Genomic DNA, 18,438 nt, shown 5'->3' on the forward strand with positions numbered 1-18,438 from the left:
TGATCGTTTGCTCTCAAAGAAAACTGACAACCTCTTAAACAATTAAAAGAACAAAACTAATTATTCAGGAACAACATAAATATGACTCAAGCAAGCGTTTGCTTCATCGGTGCCGGCAACATGAGCCGCAGTATTATCAGCGGCATGGTAAATAATGGCTATGACCCTAAATTGATTTACGCAAGCAACCCTAGCCAACCAAAACTCGATGCCTTACAAGCTGACTTTGGCATTAATACTAGTAACGACAATTTAGCGGTCGCAAAACAATGTGACGTTATTGTATTTAGCGTCAAGCCACAACTAATGGAGCAAGTATGCAATCATTTAGCCCAGTTAGATCTAAGCAATAAGCTTGTGGTGACTATCGCAGCAGGTATTCCAGCCAAGCGTTATCAAGATTACTTAAAACAGCCGATTAAACTAATCCGCACTATGCCTAACACGCCAACTCAAATTGGTTATGGCATGACAGGTCTGCACGCGCAAGACAATATCAGTGATGAGCACAAACAAATCTGTGAGCTGCTAATGCAAAGTGGCGGTAAGGTGGTTTGGGTTGAACAGGAAGATGAGCTTGATCAGGTGATTGCGCTTGCTGGCAGTTCTCCAGCGTACTTTTTCTTGTTTATCGAATCCATGATTGAAACCGGCATAAAAATGGGTATGAGCGAGCAACAAGCGCGCGAGCTCGCTCAACAAGCGGCATTGGGCGCGGCGAAAATGGTTATTCAAAACCCAGAGCAATCGCTGGCAACCTTAAGAAACAACGTTACCTCGAAAGGTGGCACAACCGCGCAGGCAGTGAACACCTTTGAGCAAGGCGATCTACGTGGCCTAGTTGATAAAGCAATGCACAACTGTGTTGCACGAGCAAAAGAGATGGCGCAAACCTTTTAGATTGCTAAGAGGCCTATTACTGAGAGACCCTCGATTAAAAGCGCTTCGAGGGTGACGAATAAAGGAAACATCTCGAAAGTGACATATTGAGAGGAAGCATCTCGAAAGTGACGTATTGAGAGGGGAGCACTTCGAGGACGGCAATAAGGGCATTCCACAACAAACCACCACATGTCATTCCCGCAATGCAACCCAGTTCATTCACACAACCTATCCGACACCGTCATTCCCGCAACGCTTTTGAGCGGGAATCTATTCCCGACACCAGCATAGACCCTCGATATAGACCCTCGATTAAAAGCGCCTCGAGGGTGACGAATGAAGGAAGCATCTCGAAAGTGACGTATTGAGAGGGAAGTACCTCGAGTGTGACGTATTGAGAGGGAAGTACCTCGAGTGTGACGAATGGTGGGCATTTCCATCGCCCCAACACCGTCATTCCCGCAGCGCTTTTGAGCGGGAATCTACTCCCCAAAAAACACAAAAGCTTTCACTAAGAGGCCAGAGAATATAGGCTGAGATAGCAAAAATTAAACCTAAATATTAATTTAATCAGCAGCAAGCGTCATTAATGCTAATATGGCACCTTAACAAAAGTTGATTTAACAAACATGAATTCAAAGGCTCTATATGGATGCAATGACTTTTCTTGTCGATACCGTTTTTGATTTATACCTGATGGTTGTGATCCTACGTTTCTGGCTGCAGCTGGTACGCGCGGATTTCTACAACCCGTTTAGTCAGTTTGTAGTAAAAGCCACCCAACCGATTATTGCGCCGATGCGTCGCGTGCTGCCATCGATTGGAAGCGTAGACACCTCATCGATTGTGCTAGCAATTCTGGTGGTGATGGCAAAATTGTTAGTACTTACTCTCATGGCTGGAGCCCAGTTTGATGCGCTAACGTTTATCTTGTATTCAGTTGTGGCAGTGCTTAAAAAGACAGGTGTATTGCTGTTCTGGATGCTGTTAATCCGCGCAATTTTGAGCTGGTTCAACCAGGGCTACAACCCTGTAGTGATGATTATGGGGCAACTTACTGAGCCACTAATCGCGCCTATCCGCCGCATTATTCCACCTATCGGTGGTTTGGATTTATCAGTACTGGTGCTGTTTATCGCGATGAACTTTTTAAATATTCTGTTTAGTCAGTACATCCCGTTTTGGGCTTTTATTTAATCAAAACAAAGCCAAGTACTCATTCGGGTACAGTAAGTAACTACTTACTTTAATATCGGAATAGTCCAACCAAGCTAAATCAATGAATAAGCCGTGATCATCTACTGGTTCACGGCTTTTTTTTGTTATTAAAAACGGTTACCCTGAACGGACTTAGATCACACTTCTATCTTCACTTATATCACCAAATCAAGGATGCAGTATGTTGAGACAACTCAGCTTAGCCTTAGTTTTTGCCGCCTTAACGCTAATCAATGCCTCAGTACATGCTGAACAAAAGCAAGTGGTTGGTCAGTTTGAAATCCACTACATAGCGCTAGACAGCACCTTCATTACGCCTGAAGTTGCCAGCACCTACGGCATAAAGCGTAGCCGTTACAATGGTTTGGTTAACATTACCGTGTTAGATACGCGCCAAGACGGCAACCCTGCAGTTGCCGTTGATATTAAAGGCTTTGCCAAAAACTTACTTGATGCTCGCGCCGAACTCGAGTTTAAAGAAATACGTGAAGGACAAGCAATTTACTACATCGCTCAAGTACCTTTTCGCGATGAAGAAGTTATCCACTTTAACTTAGCCATTCGCCATGACAACGAATTGAACACCAGCCTAAAGTTCAAGCAAAAATTCTATGTAAATTAACTTCGACAATTCGAAGGAAAACTTCAGGCTCAACCAAGTCATGAGTTATTAAGGGCAGTAAGCAAAGCAGGCTTATTGCCCTTTTTCTTTTTGATTACTGTTAAGTGCGTTAACCGCTAGCTTCATTAACCGCAAACTCAATAATCCAGTTCAAAACCATCAGATAGCAGAGTATGATATGCGCCGATTTATCGTTTCTAGCTAGAGGTGCTTCATGCAGCAAATCGTACTTGCCAGCGGCAACAAGGGTAAACTTGCCGAATTTGATCAAATGCTCGCCAAATTTAACATTCAGGTTCTGCCGCAAAGCCAATTTGATGTGCCAGAAGTCGCCGAAACCGGTACCACCTTTGTGGAAAATGCGATTATTAAGGCGCGTCATGCGGCCAAAATTACTGGCAAACCCGCCATTGCTGATGACTCAGGTATTGAGGTAGATGCGCTAAATGGTCAACCAGGCATCTATTCTGCGCGTTATTCAGGTATTGATGCGACAGCGAAATCAAACTACGAAAGGCTATTACAAGCAATGAGCGGTGAGCAAAACCGGAGTGCTAGATTCCAATGCGTACTGGTATACATGCGCCATGCTGATGACCCAACACCAATTATTTGTCAGGCTGCTTGGGAAGGTGAAATAAATCATGCGCCAGTGGGTGAGCAGGGCCATGGTTATGACCCAATTTTTGTTGCTAACGGCTATGAACAAACGGCCGCTGAGCTATCAAGTGATGAGAAAAATGCCATCAGTCATCGCGGAAAAGCACTAGCCTTATTACTAGAGGCATTTAAAGCCAAAAGCGTTATTTAGCCAACTCGCTATTTTAGTTAGCACTTGAGTTAGAGCCTAAATTAGATTTCACATTAGAGCTTGAGTCGGATTTAGCTGAGCATGTTTAAATACCGCACCAAGGTCAGTAAACCCTAACTCAAGCTGTTTTAATGCCAGAATTTTTTAACCAATCCGCAATTTACCGAGGGCATTTGGATGCTGCAGCTTCCCCCACTTAGTCTATATATCCATATTCCTTGGTGTGTACAAAAATGCCCCTATTGTGACTTCAACTCCCACGGACAAAACGGCGAGCTACCACAGCAGCAATATGTCGATGCCCTGCTGGAAGATCTAAAGCAGGATTTAAAATACGTCCATGGCAGACGTATCCATACCATCTTCATTGGCGGCGGAACGCCATCATTATTTAGTGCTGCTGCAATCAAGCGCATCCTCGATGGTGCTAAGCAAATGATTGGTTTTGAAGATGATATCGAAATCACCATGGAAGCGAACCCTGGCACCTTAGAGCATGATGATTTTAGCGCTTATCGACAAGCTGGTGTAACCAGGTTATCTATTGGTATTCAAAGCTTTTCAAAAGACAAGCTCAACTTACTCGGGCGTATCCACGACGACAACGAAGCGGTAGTCGCTGCAGCAAGCGCTAAACAGGCGCAATATCAAAGCTTCAACCTTGATCTTATGCATGGTTTGCCAAGCCAAAGCTTTGATGAAGCCATGCAAGATATCGAGCAAGCTGCTGCGTTGCAGCCACCTCACCTATCCTGGTATCAGCTCACCATTGAGCCCAACACTCTGTTTCATTCAAAGCCGCCACAGTTGCCAGATGATGAAAACCTGTGGCAAATTTATGAGCAAGGACAAAAGCGCCTAGCCGAACTCGGTTATCAGCAATACGAAATATCAGCTTATGCCAAACCTGGCTTTCAATGTCGCCACAATCTCAACTATTGGCGCTTTGGTGACTATTTAGGTGTTGGTTGTGGCGCACACGGTAAAATTACCGATGTTGAAAACCATCGCATCATCCGCACAGTCAAAATTAAGCACCCAAAAGGCTACTTAAAAACTAACGACTATACCTTTGACACTCAATACGTCGACAAAGATGAGCTGGCAATTGAATACTTGATGAACCGTTTGCGTTTGATTGAGCCAATTCTAAAATCAGAGTTTGAGCAAAGAACCGGCCTTGCTGCAAACTCACTTGATGAAGGAATGAAGCAAGCCAAAGAACGTGGGCTAATAAAAGAAACCGAACACCATTGGCAGCTCACAGCTAAAGGACAGATGTTTGTCAACGAAGTACTATCGCTATTCTTGTAATTAGTAGCACCTCGAGGCACAAACGAGGAGCAATCAAACCTGTGCTTATGGCAACCTTGCTGCCATAAGCATTAGTTGCATAAAAATACCCAGCAAATGGCAATTAACACTCCAAGCCGATCAACTTGCCGCTCATACTAAAATAGCAGATTGCGCTCATTTGATATGCTGATGCAGAATTATCTGCGTCAATTCCAAAGCTTCTACCACACACTCTAACCTTGCTAATACGCCCTGCCGTTAACAATGCAACACACTTGCTAACATTTTTGTTAACACAAACGACTTTTCCTTTATTAGGATGTGCGCTGGATAATTCGCAATTTACTTAAACATCAACTGCTGAACCAAGCTATATCACGGTGCCTGTCACAACAAATAGCAACGTCAAATTCAGTAATTATTTAAGCTAGATTTACTCATCACTAATGGAAGTTAACGATGGCAATAAAAACCAAAACAACCCTCATCGCTCTCGCTATAGCAACCGTATTTGCAGGCACAGCTTGTACTAACGTCAACTCTTCAAGTTCAGCTACGCAACCTGTAGCAGAACAAGTAGAGGCTAAAACTGAATCGCAAAAAGCCAATGAGCTTTACCAAGCCATCTTTATGGAAAATGTGATGGCGAGCCCTGTGTACCAAACTTATCTTGGTATCAAGAAGGACTATGGTAAATGGGACGACATTAGCGATAAAAACACTGATGAAAATCTAGCTCGAGCTAAAAAACACCTTGCCCAACTTGCTAAAATTGACGTAACTCAGTTAGATGAGCAAACCGCACTTAGCCAAAAGTTATTGGTTGCTAATCTAGAAAACCAAATTGCTGATGATAAGTGGCGTCACCACAACTATCCAGTTAACCAAATGTATGGCCTGCACTCTATGGTTGCATCATTTTTGATTAACCAACATCAAATTGCCGATGTTAGTGATGCTAAAGCCTACATTAGCCGCTTAAACGGCACTAAGCCAATGCTCAAACAACTTGAAACTGAGCTGCAATTGCGTGCAGACAAAGGCATTATCGCGCCGAAATTTGTGTTCCCATACGTTATTTCAGACAGTCAGAACATTATCACCGGTGCCCCATTTGATAACAGCGGCGCAGACAGCACACTGTGGGCAGACTTTAACCGCAAAATTGATAAGTTAGAGTTAGATGCAGACAGCAAGCAAGCACTGTTAGATGAAGCAAAAGCTGCGCTCATTAACAACTTACAACCGGCATATAAGAGCCTAGTTAGCTACTTAAACAAGTTAGAGCAACAAGCCGATACCCGTGATGGTGTGTGGAAGCTGCCTGAAGGTGATGTATTTTTCAATAACGCACTTAAGCGAACCACCACAACAGACATGACATCTGAGCAAATCCACCAGCTAGGACTGAGTGAAGTCGCCCGCATTCACGGTGAGATGAAGCAAATCATGGCGAAAGTTGGCTTCAAAGGTAACCTGCAAGAATTCTTCACCTTTATGCGTGATGACGAGCAATTCTATTACCCAGAAACAGATGAAGGTAAAGCGGCTTACTTAAAAGAAGCAAAAGCCATGATTGACGTCATGGAGTCACGCTTAGATGAAGTATTTAAAATTAAACCTAAAGCGCCACTTGTCGTGCGTCAGGTCGAGGCATTCCGTGAAAAATCTGCGGGTAAGGCGTTCTATAGCCAGCCAGCGCCTGATGGTTCACTACCAGGCATTTACTATGCGAACCTTTACGACATGAAGGCCATGCCTAAATACCAAATGGAAGCGCTTGCCTACCATGAAGGTATTCCAGGCCACCATATGCAAATCGCTATTTCACAAGAGCTTGAGGGCATTCCTATGTTCCGCAAGTTTGGCCGCTACACAGCTTACACTGAAGGCTGGGGACTCTATACCGAGTACTTCCCGAAAGAGATGGGCTTATACCAAGACCCTTATTCTGACTTTGGTCGTCTAGCAATGGAGTTATGGCGCGCGTGTCGTTTAGTGGTTGATACGGGTATTCACACCAAAAAGTGGACTCGTGAGCAAGGTATCGCATATTACGTTGATAACACGCCAAACGCTGAGTCTGATGCTATCAAGATGGTTGAGCGCCACGTAGTCATGCCATCTCAAGCTACCGCTTATAAAGTAGGTATGATCAAAATTCTAGAATTACGTGAAGATGCCAAAGCTAAACTTGGCGACAAATTTGATATTCGCGACTTCCACACACTTATCTTAAAGAATGGTCCTCTGCCGCTTGATGTTTTAGAGCAGCAAGTTGACCAATGGGTTGCGAGTGTTAAGTAAGCTAATACTTAGCTTATAGACATAAAATCGCTAAAAAGGACAAGCAAACGCTTGTCCTTTTTTGTTGCCACAATCACAGCACGCAACGGTTAGTATGAGTGATTAACTATCGGATAAAGCGTGCTTAGATACATCGCTAAGGTAGAAGCACGTAGACAAATAAGGCGAGTGTCACTGCAAGTCAGCTGAATTACAGGCAAAAAATAACCCCAGACAAAGTCTGGGGTACCAAAATTAGGATGATGGTTTGAAGGCTCGCACTGTTTGATAAATAAAACAGCTGCCAGCTAAGATCCAAAACTGCGAAGTTGCTGATTTGTATATTTAAAAAAGAAGGGGTCATTTCTTTTTTAAATATAGGGTTCAAATCATTTTGAATCAGATGAGGTCATTGTATTTATTTCAGAACAGAGTGCAATAGGACTTTTGCCCAGATCACCCTAAGCCATTGAAGTTAACTTTTTACCAATGTGATCAAGATCAACCTAAGCAACTGTTTCAATTGCAAAAACAAAAAACCGCGAACTAATTCGCGGCTTTTTACTAAATTCCGAACAATGTTTTCACCATGTATGGTTGGTGACTATTTGCGCATTTTATATAAATGCTCACATTTCGCGTCCCAATATGGCGGGCTACCAATGTGCTCTTTAATAAAGTCGATAAACGCACTAACCTTAGGCGCTAAGTGCTTACGGCGTGGGTAAACAGCTTGCAGTGGTAAGTTATTGGTTAACTGCCACTCAGGTAACAACGGAACCAAGGTACCCTGCTCTAACTCATCTTCAAGCAGGTAGCTTGCAAGGTAAACCACACCCAAGCCACTTACTGCCGCAGACTTAAGCGCTGGTGCATTATCCACACGGAAATTACCAGAAACGCCTATCTCGCAATAATCGTCACCTTTCTTAAACTGCCACATGCTGTGCTCATGCCACTCACCTTGGTAAACAAGGCAGTTATGGTCAACTAGCTGTTCAGGGCGAGTTAAGGTGCCGTGCTTAGCAATATAATCAGGCGACGCAGCTAACAAGAACTGACACTTCATTAGTGGCCTGGCAACCATGCCAAGTGGTAACTGCTCAGACATAGTTAACAGTAGATCTAAGCCTTCACTTACTACGTCAACCTTATGATCAAGCAAGCTCACCTGCAGTTCTAACTCAGGGTGCTTTGCCATAAACTCTGGCAGTGCCGGAATGATGTGCATGGTACCGAAAGACTGGGAAATACCCACCTTAAGTACACCACGAGTTGCATCATTGAGGTTATGCACACTGGCAACAGCTTGCTCAGCATCACGCAGTAGCTCTTCACCTTGAAGGTAAAGCAGATTACCCGCCTCAGTTAAACTTAAACTACGTGTCGTACGTTGAATAAGTTGCACACCAAGTTTGTGTTCTAAGTCAGCGACTTGAGTACTCACTTTGGATTTAGAAATCCCAAGACGTCTAGCAGCAGCACTAAAACTGCCTGCTCGAGCCACATGGGTAAAAATTGCAATGGGTTCTAACAGTTCTAACATGGAAGTCGCCTTAAATTGATTACGACACAAAAGTATTAAGCGAAGTCCTTCTGTTCATAAGCGGTCTACTTATTCGGCTAACATTACTCAACCATTGTGCTAACGGTTGCAACAATGCACCTCAGAAGGCGTCTACATCTTGTTAACGATTATCCGAAATAGCCAACTATTTCAGGAATCCAAGTTATTTTTCTTATAATTTTTATGAGTATAACAAAAAATTGTCCAATTGCTCTATATTTATAATTGACAATTTTTTTAGCCGAACAAAGTTGATATTTTTTGTGCAACTGATAGGAAACTATTTGTGCGACCAGCCCGTGAACAGGCAAAAAAAGCCCCTGTTACCTTGGATGAAGTAACAGGGGAAGGTCAGGATATTTGTTAAAATATCGAGGGAAGATTTTACGTGCTGCGTCTTCAACAACTTCGAAAGCAACAGCTTCGAAGAATCAAAACTCTAGGACTGACAACACAGGTTAGCTAATTTAGATAGCTAGTTAACACCTTATTCAGATTTAGCCACATACGAGCTAGGTTGCGTCAGTACATAAGGTGCAAGCTCTGGTACTTCTCGGCGTAGTTGCTGCTCTAGTTCAACAACTGACTGGAAGTTCTCGCATACTTTTTCAGCTCTATGTTCGATGTCTTTTGACTGCTCAGCGATTTGCATTTCGATGTCATCGCCAATGTTTTCCATTTTACGGCCAAAGGCTTCCATCTTCTCTTCAAAGCTGCCACCTTCAGAAGACATGATTTGACCACCTAGCGCCATCATCATGGTGCCGATAGAGTTAGTCATCACCTCTTCAATTTCTTTCTCGAACTCTTCGTTGAACGCATTTTCCATTGTGGTTTCTGTTGCGCCTAAGAAGAAACGATCACCCTGCTGGTATGCTAACTCGTCAACTCGATCTTGAATGCCAACCATTAACTCATCTATTTGGCTACCTGCCGCATCACCTAAGATTGGTGTCAGCGCCATGCTTACAGCTTGAGTGGCTAACACTACAACGTCACCAACTAGGTCAATCACTTCAGGTACTTGTTTAGATACGGCGTCAGAGTATTGATTAACAAGCGCTTGTTGTTTGGCATCAAGTTCAACTTGCTTGCCATTGACATACAACTCACCCATTTCGATACGATATTGTTCTTTACCTTGATCACTTACCTGCAAACGTTTTGGCTCAACAGTGATATCGTAGTTAAGCGCTACGTTGCACTCGTCATCGCTGAATGAAATCTTTGCTTGGGCCGGCATAGCAAAAGTAGTCGATAATACTAAGCCTGTTACCGCAGCAGCTTTAAGCAAGTGTTGATTAGTCATTGTCATCATCCTTAGTCGTTTAAGTCTTTCCAATTTGTTTAGGATAAAGCACGAGGTGTGCCAAATATTAAAAACCAATAATTTTCATAAACTTAAAGTTAAGGCAATGTCTTTAGCAAGTTGGACTTGATGAGCGAAATAACTAACAAGTTGGTCTTTTTAACTAGAGTTGAGGAATTTAACCAATGAGTGAATAACAGGTTAAATGATAGAAATCCAAGTTTGTGCCACAAAGCACTAAGTGATTTAAGCTGCAAGTGATTTAAGCTGCAAGTGATTTAAGCTGTAAGTGATTGAACCAGCAAACGAGAGATAAAAGTAACTTGCCGCAAATAGCGGTAAACAAACGCTGGTGCGATTGGAAATATGCACTTTAGCCAATACCTCTTTAAAGAGATGTTGGCTAAAGCTGTGAGCTGTTGTTAGATAAGTGACTCGCGTTAAAAAATTGAGCGCCCAAGTTGCTGACAAATATGCTCAAGCATGGCTGTGCCAGCGAGCGAATTACCGTTAGCATCAAGCTCTGGTGACCATACGCAAATCGACATATCACCGGGAATAACTGCGATAATACCACCACCAACACCGCTTTTACCTGGCATACCAACACGATAGGCAAACTCTCCTGCGCCATCATAAAGTCCAGAGGTTGCAAGCAAGGCATTAAGCTGACGGGTTTGTACCGGGGTAATAAGCTGCTTACCTGCAAGCGTCTTACCTTTGTTAGCAAGATAAAACATCGCTCTTGATAGATCGGCGCAGTTCATTCGCAGTGCGCAGTAATGGAAGTAGCTTTTTAAAACCGTATCAACATCTTCATGAAAGTTGCCGAATGACTTCATCAGGTAGGCAATCGCGGCATTTCGGGCACTGGCTTGATATTCAGAGTGAGCCACGGTTTTGTCGTAGCAAATAGACTGATTACCCGCCATCTCCCGTACCCGCTCAAGCATTCTATGCTTAGGGGCACTCAGTCTAGACTGAATAAGGTCGGCAATTACCAGCGCACCAGCGTTAATAAACGGGTTACGCGGCTTACCACGCTCAAGCTCAACTTGCACCAGTGAGTTAAACGACTGTCCTGACGGTTCTTTACCAACTCGGCTCCAAATCTCATCTTCTTGATAAAGATTAAGCGCCATAGTTAGACTAAACACCTTAGAGATACTTTGAATCGAGAATGGCTCTAAATAGTCACCCGCACCGATAGTCGTGCCGTCAATGCTAGTAACCGCAATCGCTAGCTTATTAGGATTAACATTCGCTAGTGCGGGAATATAGTCAGCGACTTTGCCCTGACCTAAAAGCGGCCGAACTATGTCGACCGCTTGTTTAAGTAAATCTGCTTGTGGCAATGTTCATTAGTCCCAGTAAAGGTCGTATAAAGCACTCACTTCAACATCTTTCGCAGGCTGCTCTGCCCAAAAGGCTTTAACCGCTGCCATGTCTTCCTCGGTGCACTTACCTAGAGTTTGAGTAGCGATAATGCCCTCCCACTCTTTATGGCCGCCACCATGGAAACCTAATTTGCGCGCCTCGATTACATCATCGATAAACTTATCAACAATCTCGTCAATCTGTGACTCTGTCACCGAATCTTCGAAAGTCCAGTTAACGTCGAATCCAAGCTCTTGGAACTCATCAACGCGTAGTTTCTTACGTAAACGACGGCTACGATTCTTAGCCATGTTATCTCTCCTTAATTGACGAAAAAGCAGCGAGTTTAAGCAGTGCGCTCAAACATAATATCCCAAACACCATGACCAAGACGGTGGCCACGAGCTTCAAACTTAGTTAAAGGGCGACTATCTGGGCGCTCGACAACAGTGCCATCTTTAGACTGGTTTTTAAAACCTTCTGCATCATGCATCACTTCTAGCATGTGCTCACTGTAGTTTTCCCAGTCTGTTGCCATATGGAAAACACCACCAATTTTAAGCTTGCGGCGAATAAGCTGAGCAAATTCAGGCTGTACAATGCGACGTTTGTGATGACGCTTTTTATGCCATGGATCAGGGAAGAATAACTGCACGCGAGCAAGCGAGCCATCAGCAATCGCGTTTTCTAGCACTTCCATCGCATCATGATGGTAAACACGTAAGTTGCTCACACCAGCTGCGCCAGCGTCAGATAAACAAGAGCCAACACCAGGCTTGTGTACTTCGATACCAATAAAGTTTAATTCTGGTGCGTCAGCTGCCATTTCAACTAACGACGCTCCCATACCAAAGCCAATTTCAAGCACTGTGTCTGCGTCACGGCCGAACACGTGAGTCAAATCAAGTGGCTCAGGGCTGTAGTCTAAACCCATAGTCGCCCAATGTGAGTCAATTGCTTGTTGTTGTCCCTTGGTTAAACGTCCTTCTCTTAAAACAAAGCTTCTGACTTTGCGAAGGTACTTACCTTCTTCGGTGAATTCCGCTGTGGTTACGTCGCTCATTGTTTCCTCTTTTATCATTAGAGACATCTCAGACTCAAACCTAGCCTACATTTAGTGCTTGATTAAGTCGCTTAGCTAATGATAGTCAATTAATTTTTACTAATCGGTCATTATACTCAATCAAGCTGCGGGAGTGGTAGTGTTATTAGCCAATAATGCCGCCAAATATGGCTACTAAACTAATCAACATGAACTCGCTAAATTCAACCGGGTGAAATTCTGCGATACATGCTTGTGCTTGCAGTCTTGTACTTAAAGGCTTGCCTATATACACTGCCCCGATGAAATCAAAAGCCTCATTTTCCTCTCGCATTATTACTTGGTACGACCAACACGGGCGTAAAAGTTTACCCTGGCAACAAAATAAAACCCCATACAGCGTATGGATTTCAGAGATCATGTTGCAGCAAACTCAGGTCGCAACCGTAATTCCTTACTATCAAACCTTTATGACCCGCTTCCCTACAGTGGTGGATTTAGCCAATGCCGAACAAGATGAAGTACTGCATCTTTGGACAGGGCTTGGCTACTACGCAAGAGCGCGGAATCTTCATAAAGCGGCTCAGCAAGTGCGTGATATGCACCAGGGCGAGTTTCCAACAGAGTTTGAGCAAGTGTTAGCACTGCCAGGCATCGGCCGCTCAACAGCAGGGGCGATTTTGTCTCTGTCGCTTGGTCAGCACCACCCTATTCTTGACGGTAATGTTAAGCGCGTACTGGCTCGCCACGACGCTATTGATGGCTGGCCAGGTAAGAAAAGCGTTGAGCAACGTCTGTGGCAGAAAACTGAAACGGTTACTCCCAAAAAAGATATTCAAAAATTTAATCAGGCAATGATGGATATGGGCGCCAATGTTTGTACTCGCTCAAAACCAAAGTGCGAACAATGCCCTATCGCTATCGACTGTGAAGCGCAGCTTCAGGGCAAGCAAACCCAGTACCCTGGAAAAAAGCCGAAAAAAACGATCCCTGCAAAGCAGGCCTGGATGCTAGTTGAGCTAAAGTTAGATAAAGCAACGGGTATAATGGGTAATTCGCCTGAGGTAAAACTACTGCAAAGGCCACCAAGTGGAATTTGGGGCGGACTTTGGTGTTTCCCGCAATTTGATTCACAAGCTCAGCTTGAACAGTTCGCCGCAGACAACCAGCTAACACTAGCCGAACATGAGCTAAGCGGGTTTAGGCATACGTTTAGTCATTTTCATTTAGACATAACCCCAGTGTTGGTGATACGCGACAATCAAAGCAATGACGCGACCAAGGTCATGGAACAAACTCCAGAGCTTTGGTATAACATCAACCAAAGAGCAAAAGTCGGCTTAGCAGCGGCGACAGAGCGCATACTAGAAAATTTATCAGGGCTATACCAATCAGGATAAATAAGTGTTCAGAGATTACGCCGGAAAAATCGCTTAGAACAAGACAGAAATTGTAGCGAGCTAGTTGTTCTAGCTTCAAAATTTCTAACGAAGTTATAAGCGATTTTAGCCAGTAAGAATGATCACATACTTGTGCTGATTGGTATCATTGCCTCATATAGCCAACCGTCCAGTAAAGGAGTAATCATGGCTCGTACCGTTAATTGTGTTTACCTTAAAAAAGAAGCTGATGGCTTAGACTTCCAACTCTATCCAGGTGATTTAGGTAAGCGTATTTTTGACAATGTTAGTAAAGAAGCTTGGGGCCTATGGCAAAAGAAACAAACCATGCTAATCAATGAGCATAAACTCAACATGATGAATGTTGACGACCGTAAAATGCTTGAAGAAAACATGGTGAACTTTTTATTTGAAGGTAAAGACGTAGAAATTGAAGGCTACGTACCACCAAGTGAAGACGAGTAAAATAGTTAAGATAACTAAGCCGTCTTAAACCGATATCAAATAGCCCGCATCCTGCGGGCTATTTTTATGCCTCAAAACATCTCAATTAACATTTTATTAAAAATAATACTGGTGATTATCTAATCAATGGCATACATTAAAATAAAAATGTAAGCGCTTTCATTTCTTTTTGGTCGAGTGTGTCAAATGTGTCTAGCCAACACATATAAACGACTTGGCCGCAACAAATAAGCGTAAATAGAAAATGGATGATCATTATGACAAACACCAACGATGCTCAAAAAGCATTGCCATTAAAAGAGAAAATAGGCTATGCCATGGGCGATGTAGCGTCTAACTTTTATTGGCGCGTGTTTGACGTATTCCTATTCATCTTTTACACCGACGTATTTGGCTTATCTGCTGCTGCCGTTGGCACCATGATGTTAGTCACCCGGTTAATTGACGCGTTTTCTGACCCGCTAATGGGCGCTTTAGCTGATCGCACCCAAACCCGATTTGGTAAATTCAGGCCCTATTTACTGCTTGGGATCATTCCAATTGCAGCTGCAGGTGTGCTCACCTTCACTGTTCCAGACTTTAGCGATAGTGGCAAACTCATTTGGGCTTATGCCACTTACATTTTCATGATGCTAGCGTACACCTTTATAAATGTACCTTATGGCGCGCTGTTAGGTGTGGTTACCGCTGATAGTCAGCAAAGAACCACCCTAACCAGCTTTCGCTTTATCGGCGCGTTTAGTGGCGGTACCTTAGTCGCCTTTTTAACGCCGGAGCTAGTGAATTTGCTCGGCGCAGGCGATGAAAAACTCGGCTGGCAGTTGACTATGGCTTGTTATGGTATTGTCGCTGCATTGTGTTTTTATATCAGCTTTGCCGCTACTAAAGAGCGCATCACTCCACCTGTCAATCAGCGCTCTTCAATTACGCAAGACATTAAAGATTTAATCAGCAATAAACCCTGGTTAGTGCTATTCTCGCTCGCGCTTATCATCATGTTAACCATCACCCTGCGAGCCAGTACAGGTACCTTCTACTTTAAGTATTATGTGGGGCGTGAAGATCTTATTGGCAGCTTTACCGCCACTTACATGCTAGCGCTAGCTATAGGCGCGGCAAGCACACCTTTGATGACTAAGTACCTTGATAAAAAGCCGCTGCTTATGTACCTAATGTCAGCAGTCGCCATACTCTGCATCGGCTTTTATTTTATCCCGCCACCAGTATTGAATTGATATTTGTCACTCAGGCATTAATCGGGTTTTGTTTAGGCCCCAAATCACCATTAGTGTTCTCTATGTATGCCGATACCGCCGACTTTGGCCAATATCAAAATGGTCGCCGCGCCACAGCCATGACCTTTTCAGCGGCCGCATTTTCGCAAAAACTGGGCGGCGCCATTGCTGGTGCCATGATGGGCTGGATTTTATCTAGCATGGGCTATGTCGCCAATCAGACTCAATCCGACAGCTCAGAGATGGGCATTGTATTGCTCAACACACTCATTCCCGCTGTGTTTGCCGTTATTTCGGTATGGATAATTAGCCGCTACAGCTTAGATGAAGCCACCATGTATAAGGTGAACCAAAGCCTTCATGGTGCGCCAAGCAGCTAATTTGCTGTGTTTTATTCCAAAACTAACAACAAACAGCCCGACAACTAATTAAGCCAGAGATATGAGTATTTTGAACATGATTGACTATCAATCAAATGGTCAGGTGCGTCTAACAAGCCCAACGGACATGCCTAACGCAGTAAGCTTTTTGTGGAATAAACAAATGATGGTGAGCTTTAATTGCCGTGGTTACGCTGTTGGGCAGTTTATGCAACCAGAGCCGGCTAAATACGCTAAAGGGCCCAATATTGAAGCAACAACTTTTATCCAACCTGAGCATCCCTACTACAGCCATCACCCAGGGCGTTTTTTTTATATTAAAGATGAAGCCAATAATGAGCTATTTTCTGTACCTTATGCGCCTATCAAAAAGCCGTTAGACAAATTTAACTTTATTGCAGGTCAATCAGAGATTTGTTGGCACATCGAGCACAACCAACTTGAAGTAAACTTGAGCGTCACTCTACCCGTTGATGACGCCGCTGAGCTTTGGCGTATTATCGTCAAAGATTTATCAGGCAAACAGCGCAAGCTGCATCTTTATAGCTACTTCCCTGTAGGTTATATGTCGTGGATGAATCAGTCTGCTCTCTTTGATAGCGAGCTTAATGCCATTGTCTGCCAAAGCGTTACCCCATACCAAAAGGTCGCTGATTACTTTAAAAATCAGGGCAATAAAGACAATACTGTGCTCATCAGTCAGCGCAGACCAGATAGCTTTGAAACCAGACAAGCCATATTTGAGGGCGAATCTGGGCTAACCAACCCTCAGGCAATACAGCACACGAGGCTAGACAACGGTGAAGCTAAATATGAAACACCGGTTGCCAGTATGCACTTTACACTGACGCTTGATGCGCATAGCACTGATGAGCTTGAGTTTGTGTTTGCGCCAGTTGCCAATAAAGCGCAAATAAAAGCCTTATCTGATAACTATCTGCCGACAAAGCACAAGCAATCATCAGGGCTATCGAGCGATGATAGTTGGAATACTGCATTCAAAGAGTACATAGATCAGGCGGTCAATTGCATCGACATTAGCACGCCTGATGATGAACTTAATCACTTTGTTAATCACTGGCTAGCAAGGCAAGTTTTTTATCATGGCGATGTCAATCGCTTATCTACCGATCCGCAAACTCGCAATTACCTGCAAGATGCCATGGGCATGGTGTACATCAAGCCACAAGCAACAAAAGATGCATTCATCACCGCCCTTAGCCAGCAACATAGAACGGGGGCGATGCCAGATGGCATCTTACTCAATGAACAAGCTGAGCTTAAATACATTAATCAAGTGCCGCACACCGACCACTGCGTATGGTTAGTGATCTGCTTACAAGCCTATTTAGATGAAACCAATGATTATTCATTCCTGCAGCAAACGCTGCCGTTCAAAGACAGTAGCGAACAGCTAAGTGTATTTGAGCACATCAATCTTGCTCTAGAGTGGTTAGTTAAACAGCGCGACCATCACGGCTTGAGTTATATCGCCCAGGGCGACTGGTGCGATCCTATGAACATGGTGGGCTACAAGGGTAAAGGGGTGTCAAGCTGGTTAAGTTTGGCGACCTCTTATGCCCTCAGGTTATGGAGTATTGTTGCCGAAACACTTCAAGAACATGAGCTTGCAGAGCAGCTATCTGTATTGGCCCTGCAGATAAATGATAGCGTCAACCAACATTGTTGGGATGGCAATTGGTTTGCTCGAGGCATTACTGATGATGGGGTAAAATTTGGCATTAGTGATGATGTTGAGGGCCGTATCTATGCCAACCCACAAAGCTTTGCCCTGCTGGCAAATGCCAGTGATGAACAGCAAAGCCAATCTATGATTGATCAAGTTCAGCAACAACTATTCACGCCATTTGGGCTTATGATGCTGGCGCCAAGTTATACCCAAATGCGCGAAGATGTTGGCAGGGTAACGCAAAAGTACCCAGGAAGCGCTGAAAACGGCTCCGTCTATAATCATGCCGCGATTTTTTATGCCTACGCGCTTTATGATGAGCACTCAAATAAGCGTAAAGACATTGCCTGGCAGGTTATGAGTAAAATGCTGCCTAGCAGCGAGCAAGGCGATCAAGTTGCCCGTGGGCAACTCCCTGTGTTTATTCCAAATTACTACCGCGGCGCCTATTTTCAGCACCCTGATGTAGCAGGTAAATCAAGTCAGTTATTTAACACAGGCACAGTCGCCTGGTATTACCGATGTTTAATTGAAAAACTGTTTGGATTGCAAGGCTGTGAGCGAGGTTTAAAGATTGCGCCGCAGCTGCCGAGTAACTGGCCTAGGGCTAGTGTCAAACGCCGTTTTCGCGGCGCAACCTTCGAGGTTTACTATAAGCAAAGCCAATCGAGTGAAGCCACCAGCACAGTTAAAGTTCGCTTAAATGGACAGCCGATTGTTGGCAATATCATTGACGATATCGAGGCGGGTAAGCACTACAAGGTTTACGTAGAGCTGAGTTAAGTTGGTGAGCGAGGTTACGGCGAATAAACAGGCACTTTCAGGGTGAGACAGAACAAAAAAGCACAAGCTAATATG

General features: G+C 43.9%; 14 protein-coding genes and 1 pseudogene. 10 read left to right on the forward strand and 5 right to left on the reverse strand.

From position 1 onward, the window contains the following. The first annotated feature begins 81 nt into the window (after positions 1-81). The 6 genes from proC (at position 82) to EXU30_RS03700 (ending at position 7,136) form a co-directional block, all read left to right on the forward strand. Positions 82-900, forward strand: a complete 819-nt coding sequence (gene proC, locus EXU30_RS03675) for a pyrroline-5-carboxylate reductase (RefSeq protein WP_130597872.1) — start codon at positions 82-84, stop codon at positions 898-900. 630 nt (positions 901-1,530) lie between these two features. Beyond that, positions 1,531-2,079, forward strand: coding sequence for a YggT family protein (locus EXU30_RS03680; RefSeq protein ID WP_130597873.1), 549 nt, complete (start codon positions 1,531-1,533; stop codon positions 2,077-2,079). 202 nt (positions 2,080-2,281) lie between these two features. Continuing rightward, positions 2,282-2,722 carry a DUF4426 domain-containing protein gene (locus EXU30_RS03685; RefSeq protein ID WP_130597874.1) on the forward strand — a complete coding sequence of 147 codons (441 nt, stop codon included), beginning with the start codon at positions 2,282-2,284 and terminating at the stop codon, positions 2,720-2,722. A gap of 214 nt (positions 2,723-2,936) precedes the next feature. Then, on the forward strand, positions 2,937-3,533 hold the full coding sequence (gene rdgB, locus EXU30_RS03690) for an RdgB/HAM1 family non-canonical purine NTP pyrophosphatase (protein WP_130597875.1): 597 nt from the start codon (positions 2,937-2,939) through the stop codon (positions 3,531-3,533). 177 nt (positions 3,534-3,710) lie between these two features. Then, positions 3,711-4,847 carry a radical SAM family heme chaperone HemW gene (gene hemW, locus EXU30_RS03695; protein ID WP_130597876.1) on the forward strand — a complete coding sequence of 379 codons (1,137 nt, stop codon included), beginning with the start codon at positions 3,711-3,713 and terminating at the stop codon, positions 4,845-4,847. A 441-nt stretch (positions 4,848-5,288) separates the two neighbouring features. Continuing rightward, positions 5,289-7,136, forward strand: coding sequence for a DUF885 domain-containing protein (locus EXU30_RS03700; RefSeq protein ID WP_130597877.1), 1,848 nt, complete (start codon positions 5,289-5,291; stop codon positions 7,134-7,136). Between the two features lie 583 nt (positions 7,137-7,719). Here EXU30_RS03700 and EXU30_RS03705 read toward each other — a convergent pair. The 5 genes from EXU30_RS03705 to trmB form a co-directional block, all read right to left on the reverse strand. Continuing rightward, on the reverse strand, positions 7,720-8,661 hold the full coding sequence (locus EXU30_RS03705) for a LysR family transcriptional regulator (RefSeq protein WP_130597878.1): 942 nt from the start codon (positions 8,659-8,661) through the stop codon (positions 7,720-7,722). Between the two features lie 508 nt (positions 8,662-9,169). Beyond that, complete coding sequence (locus EXU30_RS03710) at positions 9,170-9,991, reverse strand: YggN family protein (RefSeq protein ID WP_130597879.1); 822 nt, start codon at positions 9,989-9,991, stop codon at positions 9,170-9,172. 440 nt (positions 9,992-10,431) lie between these two features. Next, complete coding sequence (gene glsB / locus EXU30_RS03715) at positions 10,432-11,346, reverse strand: glutaminase B (RefSeq protein ID WP_130597880.1); 915 nt, start codon at positions 11,344-11,346, stop codon at positions 10,432-10,434. 6 nt (positions 11,347-11,352) lie between these two features. After that, on the reverse strand, positions 11,353-11,679 hold the full coding sequence (locus EXU30_RS03720) for a 50S ribosome-binding protein YggL (RefSeq protein WP_130597881.1): 327 nt from the start codon (positions 11,677-11,679) through the stop codon (positions 11,353-11,355). 35 nt (positions 11,680-11,714) lie between these two features. Continuing rightward, positions 11,715-12,431 carry a tRNA (guanosine(46)-N7)-methyltransferase TrmB gene (trmB, locus tag EXU30_RS03725; RefSeq protein WP_130597882.1) on the reverse strand — a complete coding sequence of 239 codons (717 nt, stop codon included), beginning with the start codon at positions 12,429-12,431 and terminating at the stop codon, positions 11,715-11,717. Between the two features lie 281 nt (positions 12,432-12,712). Here trmB and mutY point away from each other — a divergent pair, with 281 nt between their 5' ends. From mutY to EXU30_RS03745, 4 genes and pseudogenes are all read left to right on the forward strand, one after another. Further along, positions 12,713-13,810 (forward strand): A/G-specific adenine glycosylase, encoded by a 1,098-nt coding sequence (mutY, locus tag EXU30_RS03730; RefSeq protein ID WP_130597883.1) that lies wholly within the window; start codon positions 12,713-12,715, stop codon positions 13,808-13,810. A gap of 186 nt (positions 13,811-13,996) precedes the next feature. After that, positions 13,997-14,275, forward strand: coding sequence for an oxidative damage protection protein (locus EXU30_RS03735; protein ID WP_130597884.1), 279 nt, complete (start codon positions 13,997-13,999; stop codon positions 14,273-14,275). Between the two features lie 317 nt (positions 14,276-14,592). Continuing rightward, positions 14,593-15,890, forward strand: a pseudogene (locus tag EXU30_RS03740) (MFS transporter). A 61-nt stretch (positions 15,891-15,951) separates the two neighbouring features. Continuing rightward, positions 15,952-18,363, forward strand: a complete 2,412-nt coding sequence (locus tag EXU30_RS03745; protein ID WP_207234096.1) for a GH36-type glycosyl hydrolase domain-containing protein — start codon at positions 15,952-15,954, stop codon at positions 18,361-18,363. The last annotated feature ends 75 nt before the right edge of the window (positions 18,364-18,438 follow it).

It is taken from the genome of Shewanella maritima (genome assembly GCF_004295345.1).
Taxonomy (GTDB): domain Bacteria; phylum Pseudomonadota; class Gammaproteobacteria; order Enterobacterales; family Shewanellaceae; genus Shewanella; species Shewanella maritima.

Bases quoted from the DNA above. Each gene is read 5' to 3' on its own strand.
- proC (WP_130597872.1), top strand. From the start codon at position 82: ATGACTCAAGCAAGCGTTTGCTTCATCGGTGCCGGCAACATGAGCCGC.
- EXU30_RS03680 (WP_130597873.1), top strand. From the start codon at position 1,531: ATGGATGCAATGACTTTTCTTGTCGATACCGTTTTTGATTTATACCTG.
- EXU30_RS03685 (WP_130597874.1), top strand. From the start codon at position 2,282: ATGTTGAGACAACTCAGCTTAGCCTTAGTTTTTGCCGCCTTAACGCTA.
- rdgB (WP_130597875.1), top strand. From the start codon at position 2,937: ATGCAGCAAATCGTACTTGCCAGCGGCAACAAGGGTAAACTTGCCGAA.
- hemW (WP_130597876.1), top strand. From the start codon at position 3,711: ATGCTGCAGCTTCCCCCACTTAGTCTATATATCCATATTCCTTGGTGT.
- EXU30_RS03700 (WP_130597877.1), top strand. From the start codon at position 5,289: ATGGCAATAAAAACCAAAACAACCCTCATCGCTCTCGCTATAGCAACC.
- EXU30_RS03705 (WP_130597878.1), bottom strand. From the start codon at position 8,661: ATGTTAGAACTGTTAGAACCCATTGCAATTTTTACCCATGTGGCTCGA.
- EXU30_RS03710 (WP_130597879.1), bottom strand. From the start codon at position 9,991: ATGACTAATCAACACTTGCTTAAAGCTGCTGCGGTAACAGGCTTAGTA.
- EXU30_RS03720 (WP_130597881.1), bottom strand. From the start codon at position 11,679: ATGGCTAAGAATCGTAGCCGTCGTTTACGTAAGAAACTACGCGTTGAT.
- trmB (WP_130597882.1), bottom strand. From the start codon at position 12,431: ATGAGCGACGTAACCACAGCGGAATTCACCGAAGAAGGTAAGTACCTT.
- mutY (WP_130597883.1), top strand. From the start codon at position 12,713: ATGAAATCAAAAGCCTCATTTTCCTCTCGCATTATTACTTGGTACGAC.
- EXU30_RS03735 (WP_130597884.1), top strand. From the start codon at position 13,997: ATGGCTCGTACCGTTAATTGTGTTTACCTTAAAAAAGAAGCTGATGGC.
- EXU30_RS03745 (WP_207234096.1), top strand. From the start codon at position 15,952: ATGAGTATTTTGAACATGATTGACTATCAATCAAATGGTCAGGTGCGT.